This is a genomic window from Streptomyces flavochromogenes (assembly GCF_000717595.1).
GTDB classification, from domain to species: Bacteria; Actinomycetota; Actinomycetes; order Streptomycetales; family Streptomycetaceae; genus Streptomyces; species Streptomyces flavochromogenes.
The window spans coordinates 197,690-215,178 of record NZ_JNZO01000011.1 but is presented as its reverse complement, the minus strand read 5'-3'; the positions used below and the strand labels follow the sequence as shown (position 1 = coordinate 215,178).

General features: G+C 70.0%; 16 protein-coding genes, 4 tRNA genes and 1 pseudogene. 9 read left to right on the top strand and 12 right to left on the bottom strand.

Translation table 11 applies throughout. The features are described from left to right. Positions 1-8: 8 nt before the first annotated feature. A complete protein-coding gene (locus IF00_RS0115080) occupies positions 9-359 on the bottom strand; it encodes a metallopeptidase family protein (RefSeq protein ID WP_030318282.1) in 351 nt (116 codons plus the stop codon). Between the two features lie 104 nt (positions 360-463). Between IF00_RS0115080 and IF00_RS0115075 the strand changes: the two genes are divergently transcribed. From IF00_RS0115075 to IF00_RS0115065, 3 genes are all read left to right on the top strand, one after another. After that, positions 464-536 (top strand) — tRNA-Glu (locus IF00_RS0115075). A gap of 40 nt (positions 537-576) precedes the next feature. Then, positions 577-650 (top strand) — tRNA-Asp (locus tag IF00_RS0115070). A gap of 22 nt (positions 651-672) precedes the next feature. After that, positions 673-746: transfer RNA gene (locus IF00_RS0115065), tRNA-Phe, on the top strand. A gap of 97 nt (positions 747-843) precedes the next feature. Here IF00_RS0115065 and IF00_RS0115060 read toward each other — a convergent pair. From IF00_RS0115060 to IF00_RS0115050, 3 genes are read right to left on the bottom strand one after another with little or no spacing between them, the layout of a single operon-like run. Beyond that, complete coding sequence (locus IF00_RS0115060) at positions 844-1,686, bottom strand: cytochrome c biogenesis CcdA family protein (protein ID WP_030318281.1); 843 nt, start codon at positions 1,684-1,686, stop codon at positions 844-846. Beyond that, on the bottom strand, positions 1,683-2,456 hold the full coding sequence (locus IF00_RS0115055; RefSeq protein WP_037638248.1) for a DsbA family protein: 774 nt from the start codon (positions 2,454-2,456) through the stop codon (positions 1,683-1,685). The genes IF00_RS0115060 and IF00_RS0115055 overlap by 4 nt, the downstream gene beginning before the upstream one ends. A 60-nt stretch (positions 2,457-2,516) precedes the next feature. Next, positions 2,517-2,867: a hypothetical protein gene (locus tag IF00_RS0115050; protein WP_030318277.1), complete on the bottom strand. Its 351-nt coding sequence runs from the start codon at positions 2,865-2,867 to the stop codon at positions 2,517-2,519. Positions 2,868-3,030: 163 nt separating this feature from the next. Here IF00_RS0115050 and hrpA point away from each other — a divergent pair, with 163 nt between their 5' ends. From hrpA to IF00_RS0115035, 3 genes are all read left to right on the top strand, one after another. Continuing rightward, entirely contained in the window at positions 3,031-6,969 is a 3,939-nt protein-coding gene (gene hrpA, locus IF00_RS0115045; RefSeq protein ID WP_030318275.1) for an ATP-dependent RNA helicase HrpA, read from the top strand. Between the two features lie 86 nt (positions 6,970-7,055). After that, positions 7,056-7,129: transfer RNA gene (locus IF00_RS0115040), tRNA-Asp, on the top strand. A 126-nt stretch (positions 7,130-7,255) separates the two neighbouring features. Continuing rightward, entirely contained in the window at positions 7,256-7,549 is a 294-nt protein-coding gene (locus IF00_RS0115035; protein WP_030318273.1) for a DUF6274 family protein, read from the top strand. A 341-nt stretch (positions 7,550-7,890) separates the two neighbouring features. On the opposite strand, the gene bldC is transcribed toward IF00_RS0115035, so the two are convergent. Then, complete coding sequence (gene bldC / locus IF00_RS0115030; protein ID WP_003949541.1) at positions 7,891-8,097, bottom strand: developmental transcriptional regulator BldC; 207 nt, start codon at positions 8,095-8,097, stop codon at positions 7,891-7,893. Between the two features lie 582 nt (positions 8,098-8,679). Further along, positions 8,680-9,612, bottom strand: a complete 933-nt coding sequence (locus IF00_RS0115025) for a DUF8083 family protein (RefSeq protein WP_030318271.1) — start codon at positions 9,610-9,612, stop codon at positions 8,680-8,682. Between the two features lie 155 nt (positions 9,613-9,767). On the opposite strand from IF00_RS0115025, the gene IF00_RS0115020 reads away from it, so the two are divergent. Next, the gene (locus tag IF00_RS0115020; RefSeq protein WP_030318269.1) at positions 9,768-10,859 is read left to right on the top strand and encodes a Leu/Phe/Val dehydrogenase; all 1,092 of its coding nucleotides are present in this window, start codon (positions 9,768-9,770) and stop codon (positions 10,857-10,859) included. A gap of 322 nt (positions 10,860-11,181) precedes the next feature. After that, complete coding sequence (locus IF00_RS0115015; protein ID WP_030318267.1) at positions 11,182-11,436, top strand: DUF3073 domain-containing protein; 255 nt, start codon at positions 11,182-11,184, stop codon at positions 11,434-11,436. A 189-nt stretch (positions 11,437-11,625) separates the two neighbouring features. On the opposite strand, the gene purM is transcribed toward IF00_RS0115015, so the two are convergent. The 4 genes from purM to IF00_RS0114995 all read right to left on the bottom strand — a co-directional run bounded on the left by purM (position 11,626) and on the right by IF00_RS0114995 (position 16,251). Then, positions 11,626-12,693: a phosphoribosylformylglycinamidine cyclo-ligase gene (purM, locus tag IF00_RS0115010; protein ID WP_030318266.1), complete on the bottom strand. Its 1,068-nt coding sequence runs from the start codon at positions 12,691-12,693 to the stop codon at positions 11,626-11,628. 57 nt (positions 12,694-12,750) lie between these two features. Beyond that, on the bottom strand, positions 12,751-14,277 hold the full coding sequence (gene purF / locus IF00_RS0115005; RefSeq protein WP_030318264.1) for an amidophosphoribosyltransferase: 1,527 nt from the start codon (positions 14,275-14,277) through the stop codon (positions 12,751-12,753). A gap of 218 nt (positions 14,278-14,495) precedes the next feature. Next, the gene (locus IF00_RS0115000) at positions 14,496-15,389 is read right to left on the bottom strand and encodes an META domain-containing protein (protein WP_030318262.1); all 894 of its coding nucleotides are present in this window, start codon (positions 15,387-15,389) and stop codon (positions 14,496-14,498) included. A 73-nt stretch (positions 15,390-15,462) separates the two neighbouring features. Next, a complete protein-coding gene (locus IF00_RS0114995; RefSeq protein WP_030318260.1) occupies positions 15,463-16,251 on the bottom strand; it encodes a maleylpyruvate isomerase family mycothiol-dependent enzyme in 789 nt (262 codons plus the stop codon). Positions 16,252-16,330: 79 nt separating this feature from the next. Between IF00_RS0114995 and IF00_RS0114990 the strand changes: the two genes are divergently transcribed. Next, positions 16,331-16,741 carry a nuclear transport factor 2 family protein gene (locus IF00_RS0114990; RefSeq protein ID WP_030318258.1) on the top strand — a complete coding sequence of 137 codons (411 nt, stop codon included), beginning with the start codon at positions 16,331-16,333 and terminating at the stop codon, positions 16,739-16,741. Here IF00_RS0114990 and IF00_RS0114985 read toward each other — a convergent pair. Next, positions 16,729-16,926: pseudogene (locus IF00_RS0114985) on the bottom strand (M23 family peptidase); the annotation flags it as partial. The gene IF00_RS0114990 and the pseudogene IF00_RS0114985 sit on opposite strands and share 13 nt — an antisense overlap. 2 nt (positions 16,927-16,928) lie before the next feature. Then, on the bottom strand, positions 16,929-17,462 hold the full coding sequence (locus tag IF00_RS0114980) for an ArsR/SmtB family transcription factor (protein WP_030318255.1): 534 nt from the start codon (positions 17,460-17,462) through the stop codon (positions 16,929-16,931). Positions 17,463-17,489: the final 27 nt, after the last annotated feature.

Sequence of the window (17,489 nt, the reverse complement as noted above, 5' to 3'; positions counted from 1 at the left end):
GGGCCCACTCAGCCGTAGCCCAGCGCGTGCAGCCGCTCGTCGTCGATGCCGAAGTGGTGGGCGATCTCGTGCACCACCGTGATCTCGGTCTCCGCGACCACGTCCTCGCGCGACTCGCACATCCGCAGCGTCGGCCCCCGGTAGATCGTGATCCGGTCCGGCAGCACACCGGCGTACCACTCACCGCGCTCGGTCAGCGGCGTCCCCTCGTAGAGCCCGAGCAGCTCGGGATCGTCCGCGGCGGGCTCGTCCTCCACGAACACCGCGACGTTGTCCATCAGCCGCGTCAGCTCCGGCGGAATGCGGTCCAGGGCCTCGGCGACCAGCTCTTCGAACTCCTCGCGCGTCATCTCCAGCACGCGCCCATTGTCCCCCCGCCGGAAACCGTTTTGGCGATAGCGCCCGGCATCCCATATGCTTCTCACGTCCCCGACGCGCTGCGAAGCGCCCAGGTGAGCCTCTAGCCCTCATCGTCTAGTGGCCCAGGACGCCGCCCTTTCAAGGCGGTAGCACGGGTTCGAATCCCGTTGGGGGCACGCAGTACCGTGTGCGAGACTAGTGATCGCGCACAAGCTTGGCTCTGTGGAGCAGTTGGTTAGCTCGCCACCCTGTCAAGGTGGAGGTCGCGGGTTCAAGTCCCGTCAGAGTCGCTGAAGCTGGAAACAGCTTCGTGGCTGGGTAGCTCAGTTGGTACGAGCGATCGCCTGAAAAGCGATAGGTCGCCGGTTCGACCCCGGCCCCAGCCACAAACAGAAGGCCCCGTTCGAAAGAACGGGGCCTTCGTCGTATGTCTGCACGCGGAGATGCGTACGGGGAGGAGGCCGGCGCCCCCTCCCCGTACCGTCAGACCTCCTCGCGTTCCCCCGAACGGCTCCCCCGCCTCGCCCGCAGCGCGAGCACGAGCGCCACCACGGCCACCACCGCGAGGAGCAGCGCCCAGTCCGGGACCGCCCGGCCGAGCGAGGCCACCCGCTGCTCCACCGCGAACGAGTCGTCCACCGACAGCAGGCCCGGCAGCGCGGTCGTCCCGTCGAAGACCAGGAAGAGCGTCCCGAGGGCCACGAAGAACAGGCCCGAGAGCAGCGACGTCGAGTGGAGCATGAGGGGCCCCACCCGCAGCGGCCGGCCGCGCAGCCAGGACCGGCGGCCCAGGTCGTACCGCTCCCAGAGCAGCGCGAGCACGAACAGCGGAACGGCCATGCCGAGCGCGTACACGGCGAGGAGCAGTCCCCCGTACGCCGGGCTGCCACTCAGCGCCGCGACCGTCAGGACGCTGCCCAGGATCGGGCCCGCGCAGAAGCCCGCGAGGCCGTAGACCAGGCCCAGGGCGTAGACGGAGAGCGCCGACGTGGGCCGGATCCGGCCGCTCGCCTCGGCGATCCGCCGGGAGGCGAAGCCCAGGCCGAGGATCTGCAGGACACCGAGGCCGATGATCAGCCAGCCGCCGGCGGTGACGAGCAGGTCCCGGTGGCCGTAGAAGAGCCGGCCCGCGAAGGAGCCGGCCGCGCCGAGCGGGACGAGGGTGGTCGCCAGGCCCGCGTAGAGGATGCCGGTCCTGGCGACCAGCTTCGCGCGCGTGTCGATCGAATACGCGAAGAAGGCCGGCAGGAGCAGGGCGCTGCACGGGCTGAGCAGCGCGAGCAGCCCGCCGAGGAAGGCGGCGAAGTAGCCGATGCCGGAGGTCACCGCGCGGAGTCCGAGCCCGGCTTCGTGGCGCCGCCGGTCGGCTCGGCCGTCTTCGCCGCCCTGGCCGCCTCGGCCGCCGCCTCGATCGTCTCCGTGAACGTCTCCAGCGGCTGCGCGCCGGCGATCGGCCGGCCGTTGATCAGGAAGGAGGGGGTGGAGGTGGCGCCGAGGGAGTAGCCCTGCTCCTGGTCCGCGCTCACGGCCGCGCGGGCCGCCGCCCCCTCGCTGTCCTTCGCGAACCGGGCCGCGTCGGGGACGCCCGCCTCTTTCGCCAGGGCCGCGATCCGGTCCTTGCCGAAGCCCTTCTCCTTGGCGCCCTCCGCGTAGGCGGCCTTGTGGAACTCCCAGAACCGGCCCTGCTGCCCTGCGGCCCAGGACGCGCGGGCGACCGCCTCCGACTCCTCGCCGAAGATCGGGAAGTTCCGCCACTCGATGCGCAGGGTGCCGTTGTCGACGTACTTCTCGACCAGGACCGGCTCGGTGTCCCGGGCGAACTTCCCGCAGTAGCCGCACTTGAAGTCGGCGTACTCGATGAGCACGACGGGCGCGTCGGCGCGGCCGAGGGCGAGCTTGTCGGAGGCGTCGCGGCGGGCGTACGCCTCCAGTTCGGCGTAGACGCCGGCCGAGGGGTCGGCGGAGACCTCGGCGACGGAGGAGGAACCCGCGGCGCCGGGGGACGCGGGCCGGGTGGCGGTGTACGAGACGACGCCGAGCAGGACGGCGGCGACGGCCACCCCGGAGACGATGGCGATCGGCTTGGACCTGGACATGCGGAAGCGCTCCTGAGGAGAGAGACAGGGGGAAGAGAACGGCGGAGGACGGCCGTCCGTCTAGACCCTCAGGACCGACAGCTCCACGGGAGACAGAGGTACGCGCGCGGGTGGCTCCCGTCCCGCCGACACGCCCCGGCCGGCCGGATCCTGTTCCCGGGCGCCGCACGGCGTCCGGTCGGCGGCCAGGGCCGGCAGCAGCTCCGCGAAGGCATGCGCGCGCGGTGGTACGACGGGACCGGCGGCCCCCTCGTCGACGGGATGGCCCGGGTCGCAGCCGGGTACGGCGGCGCCCAGGACGACCGGGGCCGTCCCCGCGGGCGTGGCCGTCGTCGCACCGCACACCAGGAGTCCGAGGACCAGCGCCACGAGCGCGGCGAACGCCGCCGGCACACGGGTGGTGCGGAACATGCGAAACCTCTCCGGTCCGGTCGACGTGCCCGAAATAGTACGCACCCCACCACCCCGCACCCGGAAGCCACCCGTCACCGGGAAGCCGCGCGCGGGGCACCAGGGACGCCACTCGTAAATCGGTTCGCCGCTTCTCGGCCGCAGGTGCGATCCTGGATTCCGTATGTCTACTTCCTTCGCCGCCCTCCAGTCCGTCCTGGCCGAGGTCTCGCTGCGGGACTCCCACCGGCTCGGCCGCCGTCTCGAAGGCGCCCGCCGCATCCGCAAGCCCGAGGCCCGCGCGGCCGTCCTGGACGAGATCGCCGTCGAGGCGGCCAAGGCCAAGGAGCGCGTCGACGGGCGCGCCTCCCGCGTGCCCGCGGTCACGTATCCCGAACAGCTGCCCGTCTCGCAGAAGAAGGACGAGATCCTGGAGGCGATACGCGACCACCAGGTCGTGATCGTCGCCGGTGAGACGGGTTCGGGAAAGACCACCCAGATCCCGAAGATCTGCCTGGAGCTCGGCCGGGGCGTCCGGGGCATGATCGGGCACACCCAGCCCCGCCGGATCGCCGCCCGCACGGTCGCCGAGCGGGTCGCCGAGGAGCTGAAGACCCCGCTCGGCGAAGCCGTCGGCTGGAAGGTCCGCTTCACCGACCAGGTGAACCCCGACGCGACCTTCGTGAAGCTGATGACGGACGGCATCCTGCTCGCCGAGATCCAGACGGACCGCGAGCTGCGCGCCTACGACACGATCATCATCGACGAGGCCCACGAGCGGTCCCTCAACATCGACTTCCTGCTCGGCTATCTGGCCCAGCTGCTCCCGAAGCGCCCCGACCTCAAGGTCGTGATCACCTCGGCGACCATCGACCCGGAGCGCTTCTCCCGCCACTTCGGCGAGGCCCCGATCGTCGAGGTCTCCGGCCGTACGTACCCGGTCGAGGTCCGCTACCGGCCCCTCCTCGAAGAGGAGTCCGAGGAGAGCGACCGGGACCAGATCACCGCGATCTGCGAGGCCGTCGACGAGCTCCAGTCCGAGGGCCCCGGCGACGTCCTGGTCTTCCTCTCGGGTGAGCGCGAGATCCGTGACACCGCGGACGCGCTGCTCAAGCGGCAGCTGCGCAACACCGAGGTCCTTCCGCTCTACGCCCGGCTGAGCCACGCCGAGCAGCACCGGGTCTTCCAGGCGCACTCCGGCCGCCGCATCGTCCTCGCGACGAACGTCGCCGAGACGTCCCTGACCGTCCCCGGCATCAAGTACGTGATCGATCCGGGCACCGCCCGCATCTCCCGCTACTCGCACCGCACCAAGGTGCAGCGGCTGCCGATCGAGCCGGTCAGCCAGGCCAGCGCCAACCAGCGCAAGGGCCGCTGCGGCCGTACCTCCGACGGCATCTGCATCCGGCTGTACTCGGAGGACGACTTCCTCACGCGGCCGGAGTTCACGGACGCCGAGATCCTCCGTACGAACCTCGCCTCCGTCATCCTCCAGATGACCGCGGCCGGTCTCGGCGACATCGAGAAGTTCCCCTTCATCGACCCGCCGGACCACCGCAACATCCGGGACGGCGTGCAGCTCCTCCAGGAGCTGGGCGCGATCGACCCGGCGGAGAAGGATCCGAAGAAGCGGCTCACCCAGCAGGGGCGGAAGCTCGCCCAGCTGCCCGTCGACCCGCGGCTCGCCCGGATGGTCCTGGAGGCCGACAAGAACGGCTGTGTCCGCGAGGTCATGGTGATCGCGGCCGCCCTCTCCATCCAGGACCCGCGCGAGCGGCCGGCGGAGAAGCAGACGCAGGCCGACCAGCAGCACGCCCGGTTCAAGGACGAGACGAGCGACTTCCTCGCCTTCCTGAACCTGTGGCGGTACGTCCGTGAGCAGCAGAAGGAGCGCGGTTCCAGCTCCTTCCGCCGGATGTGCAAGCAGGAGTACCTGAACTTCCTGCGCATCCGCGAGTGGCAGGACATCTACGCGCAGCTGCGGACGGTGGCGAAGCAGCTGGGCATCCATGTGAACGAGGAGGACGCGCCGGAGCAGTCCGTCCACATCTCGCTCCTCGCCGGTCTGCTCTCGCACATCGGCATGAAGGACGTGAAGGACGGCGCGAAGAACGACTACCTGGGCGCCCGCAGCGCCAAGTTCGCGATCTTCCCCGGTTCCGCGCTCTTCAAGAAGCCCCCGCGCTTCGTCATGTCCGCCGAGCTGGTCGAGACCTCGCGCCTCTGGGCCCGGGTCAACGCGCGCGTGGAGCCCGAGTGGATCGAGCCGCTCGCCCAGCACCTGGTGAAGAAGACGTACAGCGAGCCGCACTGGGAGAAGGACCAGGCGGCCGTGATGGCCTTCGAGAAGGTGACGCTGTACGGCGTCCCGATCATCGCCGACCGCAAGGTCAACTACGGGCGGATCGACCCCGAGGTCTCCCGCGACCTGTTCATCAGGAACGCGCTGGTCGAGGGCGACTGGCGCACCCACCACAAGTTCTTCGCGGACAACCGCAAGCTCCTCACCGAGGTCGAGGAGCTGGAGCACCGCGCGCGGCGCCGGGACATCCTGGTCGACGACGAGACGCTGTTCGACTTCTACGACAAGCGCGTCCCCGAACACGTGGTGTCCGGGGCCCACTTCGACTCCTGGTGGAAGCACAAGCGCCATGACGAGCCGGAGTTCCTGGACTTCGAGCGCGAGATGCTCATCAACGAGAAGGCCGCCGGGGTCACCAAGGACGACTATCCGGACTCCTGGCGGCAGGGTCCGCTGAAGTTCCGGGTGACGTACCAGTTCGAGCCCGGCGCGGACGCCGACGGTGTGACCGTCCACGTCCCGCTCCAGGTCCTGAACCAGGTGACGGACGACGGCTTCGAGTGGCAGATCCCCGGTCTCCGGGCCGAGGTCGTCACCGAGCTGATCCGCTCCCTGCCGAAGCCGATCCGCCGCCACTACGTGCCCGCGCCGAACTTCGCTTCCCGCTTCCTCGACGCGGTCGTGCCCGTGCAGGAGCCGCTGGCGGGGGCGCTCGCCCGCGAGCTCCAGCGGATGGTAGGCGTGCCGGTGACGGCCGACGACTTCGACTGGGCCAAGGTCCCCGAGCACCTCAAGGTGACGTTCCGGATCGTCGACGAGCGGCGCAGGAAGCTCGCCGAGGACAAGGATCTGGAGACGCTGCGGCTGCGGCTGCGCCCGAAGGCCCGCAAGGCCCTCTCACAGGCCGCCGCGGCGGCGACCGGGGGTCCGGACGGCTCCGGGCCCTCCCTGGAGCGCACGGGGCTCACGGACTGGACGATCGGGACGCTCACGAGGGTCTTCGAGACCAAGCGGGGCGGGCAGCCGGTCAAGGCGTACCCGGCGCTCGTGGACGAGGGCGCGACCGTCGCCGTACGGCTCTTCGACACGGAGGCCGAGCAGGAGCGGGCGATGTGGCGGGGCACCCGGAAGCTGATCATGCTGAACATTCCGGTGAACCCGGCGAAGTTCGCCTCGGACAAGCTGACCAACCAGCAGAAGCTGGCCCTGTCGTCGAACCCGCACGGCTCGATCCAGGCGCTCTTCGACGACTGCGCGACCGCAGCGGCCGACCGGTTGATCACCGACCACGGCGGTCCGGCCTGGGACGAGGAGTCGTTCCGGAAGCTGTTCGACAAGGTCCGCGCGGACCTGGTGGACACGACCGTACGGACGGTGGGCCAGGTCCAGCAGATCCTGGCGGCCTGGCAGGCGTGCGAGCGCCGGCTGAAGTCGACGAACAGCCTGGCGCTGATCAACAACCTGACCGACGTGCGCGCCCAGCTGGCCTGGCTGATGCCGGCGGGCTTCGTCACCCGTACGGGCCTGAAGCGGCTCCCGGACCTGATGCGCTATCTGGTGGCGGTGGACCGGCGGCTCCAGCAGATGCCGACCGGGGTCCAGCGGGACACCACCCGGATGGAGAAGGTCCAGGAGATGCAGGACGAGTACGCCTGGCTGCTCGAGCAGCTCCCCAAGGGCCGCCCGGTGCCTTCCGAGGTCACCGACATCCGCTGGATGATCGAGGAGCTGCGGGTGAGCTACTTCGCGCACGCGCTGGGCACGGCGTACCCGATCTCGGACAAGCGGATCGTGAAGGCGATCGACGCGGCGGCCCCGTAGCGGAGCGTCGCCGTCGGTGCGTTCGACCGGACCGCTGACCTGCTGTACAGTGTTCCTCGCAGCCACTTACGAGGGGCTGACAGCAAGGACCTGTGGAGCAGTTGGTTAGCTCGCCACCCTGTCAAGGTGGAGGTCGCGGGTTCAAGTCCCGTCAGGTTCGCCTTGAGGAAGGGCCCGCATCGTGAGATGCGGGCCCTTCTTTGTGTTCCCGTGTCTTGACGGGGCCACAGGCCCGCCGGTACCCCGGACATCAGGGATTCGGGGGCCCACACCGGAGGTGGCGCGCATGGCCGCGGCGTCCGCAGCACGGCACGAGACGAGAGCACTGCTGCGCGCCCATCTGGCGGCCGCGTCCCGGTACGGACACCTCACCCGCCACTGCGTGGTCTGCCATCGCCTCCTGCGGCTCTCCATGGACCTTCCGGAGCCCGAGGGGCCGGACGAAGGACCGGAACCGGAGCCCGAGCAGCCCGACGAAGGACCGGAAGGACCGGAAGGGCCGGACGGGGCCGAGAGGCCGGGGGAAGAGCCCGAGCGGCCGGCGGACGGCAGCGGGGACGAAAGTCCCACCGACCCATGACCAACGGCGGGTTGAGGCCGTTCCGCGAAGTGGGAGGCTGTTCCTTGGCAAGAGTTCGCCAGTGTGACGGGAGTCACTGAGGCAGTTTCAGAAACCGCTTCACTTACACCCTCCCTACACCAGCCCGATTTAATATGTGCAATTGCACCACCCTCCGAAGAGTGGCGCCGGACACAAAAGAAGATCGCGCTAGACCCGGCGGAGTCCAGCGCGATCGTTGACGAAGGCCTGTTGGGGCAGGAATCCGTCGGCAGAGCTAGGTGTGGGCGACCGGATTGGGGGATCCGGACAGGCCCGGTGTTACGGGGTACTGCTGGGTACTACGGGGTGTTTGCGCGACCTCAGGCCTCGCTGCGCTGCTGCGGAATACCCGCCAGCAGAGCGCGGACCTCGGCCTCGCGGTACCGGCGATGCCCACCCAGGGTGCGGATGGACGTGAGCTTCCCGGCCTTCGCCCAACGGGTCACCGTCTTCGGGTCCACGCGGAACATCGTGGCAACCTCGGCAGGGGTCAGCAGCGGCTCGGCATCAGGGGTGCGAGCGGTCATGAGCGGCCTCCTCGGGAGAACCGAACCATCTCGGTTCTTTCCTCTAAATTCTGCACCTTGACCCGCGTTGCCCGAAATGGCAGAAGCGGGCCGAGTCGGTTATAGGACGAACGGCTTGTCCTCGGCACTACAACTACACCATCCGTCCAGCCACGTCGGCCAAACCGATGGAATTGCCCTCGCAGGTGTTCATCAGCGGCGGAAGTCGATGGACCATGCCATAACGGACAGTCACGCCACTGTGACGATCAGTCACAGAGCGATCAGGAGTCCTCAGACCCCCCATAGAGTGCAATGCTGAGCGTTCCGCCCATAGATGGACGGAAGGAACCCTCCCCGGACTCCTTGTCCTATTTTGGCACGAGGGTGGGTGATCGACGCAAGGGTGCGTTACGTGCTGTCCGTCACGCTTGAGCCAAAGGCCCGGATCGGGACCAACGTCCCCGCCCAGCGGGTGCCGAAAGGCCCGACACCACCCGGCATTCAAAACCGGGCAGGCGGTATCCGGACAACCCTGAAGATCATTTACACCCGTCGGACATGTCTTGTCGATACCGACCTGACGAAGATGCCCGACTGATGTCAATTCGCGAAGCGAAGATCCCTGACCGCCCGCCAGCGCTCCGCGAGCCGCCCGTACGCGTCGCTCGCCCGCTCACCGTCGCCGGCCCGCAGCGCCGCGATCCCCTCCGCCAGCTGCGCCGCCGACCGGTCCGCCGCCAGCCACTCCTCCGGGAGCGCGTGCACCAGACCGCCGAAGTCCAGCTCCACGAGCGCCCGCGGATGGAACTCCTCCAGCCAGCGCCCCACCTCGATCAGGCCCTCGGTCATCGGACCGTCGTCGATCGACTCCCGCATCGCCCGCAGCGCCCGCGCGAGACGGCGGCGCGCCTGCGCCATCGTCGTCCGGTAGCGCAGCACCGGAGCCTTCCCCGCACCGTCCGCGCCCGCACCGGCCGCACCCGGGCCGCCCGCGCCCGCACCGGCCGCACCCGACGGGCCGTCCGCGCCCGCGGCGGACGGCCGCTCCCCCGGCTCGTACTCCCGGTCCTCGTCCCCGAAGAGCGCGAACCAGCGCAGCGGCACCTGCCAGACCGCCGTACGGATCCACGGACGCGCGTCCGGGTTCCTGCTCAGCCAGCGCTCGTAGTCGCTCTCCACCTGGACGCGCACGACCGGCGGCAGCATCGCGTCGAGCACCGGCTCCGGGAACTGGCCGGACAGCTCCTGGAGCGCCAGCCACCCCCGCAGCCGGGTCCGCCACGGACAGATCACCACCACCCCGTCCAGATGGGCGACGAAGGCCTCCCCGCTCTCGTGGACCGGCACCGGGACCGGCGGTGTGGGCAGCAGGTCGGCCAGCGAGCGCCGCAGCTCCTCCTGCGCCCCCGGGGTGCGCGGCAGGCGGGAGTACCGGGCCCAGTGGGTCCGCTCCGGCTCGGGGAAAGCGGCCAGCGGCTCGTACACCCGCAGATAGGACGCGTAGGGGATGAGGACCGAGGAAGCGACCGACATGTCGCGAATCCTTCCACGGAGGTACTCCGGGAGGGGGTGATCCTGAGCACTGCTGCCGATCTACGCCCAGGTAGGACTTACTCTCTTGCCGAACTGGTCCTCCCCCACCCCTAGGGAGGTCCGCAACCGCCGCTTCGTACTTGGGAGTCACCACCGTGACCGATGTGACCGGCGTTCCTGCTGATGTACTGCACACCTTGTTCCACTCGGAGCAGGGTGGCCACGAGCAAGTCGTGCTCTGCCAGGACCGCGCCACCGGCCTCAAGGCCGTCATCGCCCTCCACTCCACCGCCCTGGGCCCCGCCCTCGGCGGCACCCGCTTCTACCCGTACGCCACCGAGGCCGCGGCGATCGCCGACGCCCTCAACCTGGCCCGCGGCATGTCGTACAAGAACGCCATGGCCGGTCTCGACCACGGTGGCGGCAAGGCCGTCATCATCGGCGACCCGGAGAAGATCAAGACGGAGGAGCTCCTCCTCGCCTACGGGCGCTTCGTCGCCTCCCTCGGCGGCCGGTACGTCACGGCCTGCGACGTCGGCACCTACGTCGCCGACATGGACGTCGTCGCCCGCGAGAACAAGTGGACGACCGGACGCTCCCCCGAGAACGGCGGCGCCGGCGACTCCTCCGTCCTCACCGCCTTCGGTGTCTTCCAGGGCATGCGCGCCTCCGCGCAGACCCTCTGGGGCGACCCGACCCTGCGCGGCCGCAAGGTCGGCGTCGCGGGCGTCGGCAAGGTCGGCCACTACCTCGTCGAGCACCTCCTGGAGGACGGCGCCGAGGTCGTGATCACCGATGTGCGCGAGGAGTCGGTGCGCCGGATCACCGACAAGCACCCGCAGGTCACCGTCGTCGCCGACACCGAGGCGCTGATCCGCGTCGAGGGTCTCGACATCTACGCGCCCTGCGCGCTCGGCGGCGCCCTGAACGAGGAGACCGTCCCGTTCATCACCGCGAGCATCGTCTGCGGCGCGGCCAACAACCAGCTCGCCCACCCGGGCATCGAGAAGGACCTCGTGGAGCGCGGGATCCTCTACGCGCCCGACTACGTGGTCAACGCCGGTGGCGTGATCCAGGTCGCCGACGAGCTGCACGGTTTCGACTTCGACCGCTGCAAGGCGAAGGCGACGAAGATCTTCGACACCACGCTCGAAATCTTCGCACGTGCGAAGGCCGATGGGATTCCGCCGGCCGCGGCGTCCGACCGGATCGCCGAGCAGCGCATGGCGGACGCGCGACGCGCCTGAGCCGCACCGGGACCGACCCGTCGCCGGGGTGACCCTGAGGAGTCCGTGGGAGGGCCACGGAGCGACCACGGGGAGACTTCGCTCACGCCCCTCGGCGGGTCGGCCCTCAAGAAGAGGTTAAAATCGCGATTGACCAGCGAGGAAAGGGCACCTCGATGGTTCTGTACCGGGGTATGTGATGCGCGCGGCGTACCGTAGACCCGCGGAAACAGGTACCGTTGAAGCCCTACGGACCGGTCTCTCTGTCGAGAGTCCGTTCCGAATCATGAACGCGTGTCAAGACTCTGGGGCCACCGAGCCCCGTCACCGAGGGGGTCGAGCCATGGGGCGCGGCCGGGCAAAGGCCAAGCAGACCAAGGTCGCCCGCCAGCTGAAGTACAGCAGCGGCGGGACAGACTTGACGCGTCTGGCCAATGAGCTGGGCGCTTCGACTTCGAACCAGCCGCCGAATGGCGAGCCGTTCGAGGACGACGACGAGGAAGACGACCCGTACGCCCAGTACGCGGATCTCTATAACGAGGACGACGAGGACGAGGACGACGAGTCCGGTCCGAGCGCGTCCCCGCGTCGCGCTTGACCTTCTGAATCGCATCACAGAAACCCGGTCCGGGATCACCCGGCCGGGTTTCTGTGCTGTCCGCGTCCGGGCGGCGCCGGGGCTCGTACGACACGACCGAAGTCGTTCGGCACGACCCGCCCGACGCGCTGGTTGCGACGCGAACGGGGCGCCCCTCAGGAGCGCCCCGTCACCTCGTACCCGTGAGAACTACTTCGCGTAGTCCCCGACCAGCTCCGCGCCCGTGGTGTGCGCGCCGCGCTCGGTGATCTCGCCCGCGACCCAGGACTCGACGCCCCGGTCCGCCAGCGTCGTCAGGGCCGCGTCCACGGACTCGGCCGGCACGACCGCCATCATGCCGACACCCATGTTCAGGGTCTTCTCCAGCTCCAGGCGCTCCACCTGACCGGCCTTGCCGACCAGGTCGAAGATCGCGCCCGGCGCCCAGGTCGAACGGTCGACCGTGGCGTGCAGGCCGTCCGGGATCACCCGGGCCAGATTCGCCGCCAGACCGCCGCCCGTGATGTGGCTGAACGCGTGGACGTCCGTGGTCCGGGTGAGGGCCAGGCAGTCGAGCGAGTAGATCTTCGTGGGCTCCAGGAGCTCCTCGCCCAGCGTGCGGCCCAGCTCGTCGACCCGCTGGTCGAGGGTCATGCCCGCGCGGTCGAAGACCACGTGCCGGACGAGCGAGTACCCGTTGGAGTGAAGACCCGAGGAGGCCATGGCGATGACCGCGTCCCCCGTACGGATGCGATCGGGGCCGAGCAGCCGGTCGTGCTCCACGACACCCGTGCCCGCGCCGGCGACGTCGAAGTCGTCCGGGCCGAGGAGGCCCGGGTGCTCCGCCGTCTCGCCGCCGACCAGCGCGCAGCCGGCCAGGACACAGCCCTCGGCGATGCCCTTGACGATGGCGGCGACCCGCTCCGGGTGGACCTTGCCGACACAGATGTAGTCGGTCATGAAGAGCGGCTCGGCGCCGCAGACGACGATGTCGTCCATGACCATCGCGACCAGGTCGTGGCCGATCGTGTCGTACACGCCCATCTGGCGGGCGATGTCGACCTTCGTCCCGACGCCGTCGGTGGCGGAGGCGAGCAGCGGACGCTCGTAGCGCTTGAGGGCGGAGGCGTCGAAGAGGCCGGCGAAGCCGCCGAGGCCACCGAGGACCTCGGGGCGCTGCGTCTTCTTCACCCACTCCTTCATGAGCTCGACAGCGCGGTCACCCGCTTCGATGTCGACGCCCGCGGACGCGTAGCTGGCACCGGTGGTCTCAGGCATGGCTGGGAACTTTCGTGTCGTACTGCGGTTGCAGCGGGGTCTTACGGGCGACCGTGCTCACGGACGGCGGAGCGCGTCGGAGGCCGCCGTGGCGGCGGGACCCGCGGCCAGTTCGGTCTCCAGGAGCTGCTTGCCGAGCAGCTCGGGGTCCGGCAGCTCCATCGGGTACTCGCCGTCGAAGCAGGCACGGCAGAGGTTCGGCTTCTGGATCGTGGTCGCCTCGATCATCCCGTCGATCGAGATGTACGAGAGCGAGTCCGCGCCCAGCGACTTGCCGATCTCCTCGATCGACATGCCGTTGGCGATCAGCTCCGCGCGGGTGGCGAAGTCGATGCCGAAGAAGCAGGGCCACTTCACCGGCGGCGAGGAGATCCGGATGTGGATCTCGGCCGCGCCGGCCTCGCGGAGCATCTTGACGAGGGCGCGCTGGGTGTTGCCGCGGACGATCGAGTCGTCGACGACCACCAGGCGCTTGCCCTTGATGACGTCCTTGAGCGGGTTCAGCTTCAGCCGGATGCCGAGCTGGCGGATGGTCTGCGAGGGCTGGATGAAGGTGCGCCCGACGTAGGCGTTCTTCACCAGGCCCGCGCCGAACGGGATGCCCGAGGCCTCGGCGTAGCCGATCGCGGCCGGGGTGCCGGACTCCGGCGTCGCTATCACCAGGTCGGCCTCGACGGGCGCCTCCTTCGCCAGGCGGCGGCCCATCTCCACGCGGGAGAGGTACACGTTCCGGCCGGCGATGTCGGTGTCCGGGCGAGCCAGGTACACGTACTCGAAGACACAGCCCTTGGGCTTCGCTTCCGCGAATCGCGAGGTACGGATGCCGTTCTCGTCGATCGCGATCATCTCGCCCGGCTCGACCTCGCGAACGTAGCTGGCGCCACAGATGTCGAGGGCGGCGGACTCGGACGCGACCACCCAGCCGCGCTCCAGGCGGCCGAGGACCAGCGGGCGGATGCCCTGCGGGTCACGGGCCGCGTAGAGCGTGTGCTCGTCCATGAAGACGAGGGAGAAGGCGCCCCGGACATCGGGAAGGACCTTGGCGGCACCTTCCTCGATGGTGAGCGGCTTGCCCTCGTCGTCGACCTGGGCGGCGAGGAGCGCCGTGAGCAGGTCGGTGTCGTTGGTGGCCGCGACGCGGGTGCTGCGGCCTTCCTTCTTGGGCAGGTCGGCGACCATTTCGGCGAGCTGCGCCGTGTTCACCAGGTTGCCGTTGTGGCCGAGCGCGATCGAGCCGTGGGCGGTTGCCCTGAACGTCGGCTGCGCGTTCTCCCACACGGAGGCCCCGGTGGTCGAGTAGCGGGCGTGACCGACCGCGATATGACCTTGGAGGGAACCGAGAGAGGTCTCGTCGAAGACCTGGGACACGAGGCCCATGTCCTTGAAGACGAGGATCTGGGAGCCGTTGCTGACCGCGATTCCCGCGGATTCCTGGCCCCGATGCTGGAGGGCGTAGAGCCCGAAGTACGTGAGCTTTGCGACCTCTTCACCCGGAGCCCAGACACCGAAGACGCCACAAGCGTCCTGGGGGCCTTTCTCACCGGGAAGCAGGTCGTGATTGAGTCGACCGTCACCACGTGGCACGTTTCCGAGTGTAGACGGGCTCGACCACTGGTCCGAATTGAGGAAATGCGGGGTCCGCCCTGCTCGTACGATCGCACGAAATGATCATCTCCGGCTTGGAGGGGGCTACGAGGCAGGCACGGTAAGGGATTCTCGCCCCCGAACCCCTCCGAGCGGACGCTCGTACCAGGACGCAAGCCCCGTCGCGATGTGACGGAGGGCACCCCGGACGGGCTCGTTCACCGGGACGCCGAGGGCTCTTGGCCGCCCGTTCCGCCTGCTCCTTCGGAGGTTCCGCCAGTCGTCGCGGTGTCCGCCGTCGCCCCCAGGCCCTCGCCCTCGGCATTGGTGAGGGTCAGCGTCCGGTGGTCCAGGCGATAGGTGAGCCGGCCGTCGAGGAGCTCGTACAGCTTGGTCTCCAGCTGCATCTGCGGGCCGGTGCACATCATCCGGGTGGTCGCCGCCGGACCCTCGACAGTGAGCGTCTTCCCCTCGACGCGGGCGGTCGCGGCGAAGTTGTTGCAGCCCAGGTTTCCGCTGACCCGGCCGTCCGCGCCGAGGACGAGGCGGGCCTTGTCGCCGCTGCCGGCGGGCAGCGAGGACGCAGTGTCCCCCGAGATCAGCCCGTCGATCTTCCACGTGGTGCCGCGCAGCGGGAGGTCCGCCTCCGCGGTCAGCTCCAGTCCGTTGCGGCCGTCCGGGGACGTCAGGGTGAGGGCCTCGCCCTCCTGCTTCCCCTTGAGCGGGCCGGTGAAGGCCTTGACCAGCTCCGTCTCGAAGCGCTGCCGGTCCTCGGGGCAGCCCATCTCGGTGATCTCCTGCGGGGAGACGGTCAGGGTGTCCCCCTTCACGGCGACGGTCGCTCCGAAGGTGTTGCAGCCGCTGTTGCCTCGGGCGCGGCCGTCCGCGCCGAACTCGACGCGGGCGCCGTCCGGGGCGGCGGACCTGCGGCCGTCGACCGTGACGGCACCGATCGTCCAGTGGGTGCCGGCGACGGGCAGGTCGGGGGAGACGGTGTCGGAGCCGGAGCCCGCTCCCGTGCTGCCTCCCTCCGTGCCGCAGGCGGCGAGGAGGAGGGCCAGGGCGGCGGCGGATGCGGCGGATGCGAGGGTGCGCTGCGTCTGCGTCTGCATGGCGGTGGGACGGTCCGGGGCGGAAGTCGGTTCCGCGGCCGGTTTCCGCCGGGGCCGGGCCCGTACGGGAATCTCAGCCCATCAGGGGCAGGAGGTCCTTCAGGTCGGCCCGCTCGCCGCTGGCGCCGACCCGGGCCTCGTCCCGCTCCGTCACCCACTCCGCCCGCCCGGTCGCGAGGCGGATCCAGGTCAGCGGGTCGGTCTCGACCACGTTGGGCGGGGTGCCCCGGGTGTGCCGGGGGCCCTCCACGCACTGCACCACCGCGTACGGCGGGATCCGCACCTCGACCGCCCCGCCCGGGGCCTTCGCCGCGAGGGCGTCGGCGAGCAACCGGGTGCAGGCGGCGAGGGCCTGCCGGTCGTAGGGGACGCCTGCGCCGGTCGCGGCGTTGAGGTCGTCCGTGTGGACGACGAGCTCGACGGTCCGGGTGACGAGGAACTCGCCGACGGTCATCGCACCGAAACGGGTCGGGACCAGCCGCTCGTCGGAGACGCCCGCGAGCGCCGCCTCGTACCGCGCCGCCGTCTCCGCGAACAGCGCCGGCAGGTCGGCCGTGTCGATCGCCCGGGTGTCCTCGTCGATGCTCGCCGCCTCCGTCGCCGTGGCCAGGGGCCAGTCGAGCAGAGCGAGTTCCCGTCGGGCCGGCTCGGGCTCCCCGAGCTTCCGGGCCGTCGATGCGAGCACCATCGTCAGATGCGCGGCCAGGTCCCGTACCGTCCACTCCCCCAGCCGGGTCGGCCCGTCGAGCTGCTCGGGCGTGAGCGCCACGACCGCCTGCCGCACGTGGGCGAACTGGGCGAGCACGGCGGCCCTGGTCTTGGCGGAGTCGTAGCGGCGGGTGCGCTTCTTGGCCGGTGGCATGGGGGCGAGGGTAGTCGGAGACTGGAGGGGGGAGGGCTTCCGGCAGCGCACCTGTTCGACCGAGAGGGGTCGATGAGCGATGGCTGAGCACCCTGACGCCGCCCTGGTCCGCCGGGGCTTCGACGCGTGGACCAAAGGAGACATGGAGGCCGTCGGTGAGCTGATGACGGCGGACTGTACGCACCACTCGCCCGGAGAGAGCCAGATATCCGGGCACATCAAGGGCCGGGACAACGTCCTCGACATGTACCGCAAGATGTTCGAACTCACCCGCGGCGAGATGCGGGTCGAACTGCAGAGCGTCTCCGTCGACGGCCGCGGCCATGCCGTGGCGGCGAACCGGTTCTTCGCCACCCGCGAGGACAAGGGCATGGGCATCGAGATGAACGGCGCTCTCGTCTTCACCATCATCGGCGGCAAGATCTCCGACATCGACGAGTGCGTCGAGGACATCGACGTCGCCGACTCCTTCTGGGGTCAGGCCGAGTAGACCGCGTCGCGGGGCACCTCGAACGTCTCGCCGTTCTTCGGTACGCCGACACCGCGCCAGGTGAACGGCACTCCGCTCGCCGTGTCCGGGTCGGGGCCGTCCATCAGCTGGAAGTGCACGTGCGGCTCGGTGGAGTTGCCCGAGTTCCCGCACCGGGCCAGTTCCCGGCCGGCCGTCGTGGTGTCGGTCACGGCCGGGCCGCGGTGAGGACCACCAGGAGCGGGACGACCCGGGCTCCCGGGACCTCGTAGCGGCCGCGTCCGACGGTCCTGAGCCAGCCGGCGCCGGTCAGCTGGCGCAGGTGGTGGTAGATCTGGCCGGTCGTGCCGGTCTCTTCCAGCTCGGCCAGTTCGGCGGCGGTGCGCCGGCCGCCGAGGATCTCCCGCAGCAGGCGGAGCCGTACGGGATGTCCGAGCGCGGCGAACGACTCGGCGGCGTCCGCCCAGTCTTCCTCGAACAGCTGCCCGGTGAAGGCGCCGAGCTGCCACTCGTACCGCTCCTGGGTCGGCAGCCTGACCGATCCCGTGAAGACGACCGCGCCGTCCTCGCCCCGGTCCCCCGTGTCCGCCGCGAGCTGCGCCTTGAGGCTTTCGAGCGCCCAGAGCGGGCTGCCGGTGACCTCGGGCGCGGGGCGCTCCGCACTGTCGGCCGCGCTTTCGGCCGCGCTCTCCAGTGCCGCGATACGCCGTTCCAGCGCGGCGACCCGCTCGTCCAGCTCCATACCATCGAGATTACGTACTTACGTAAT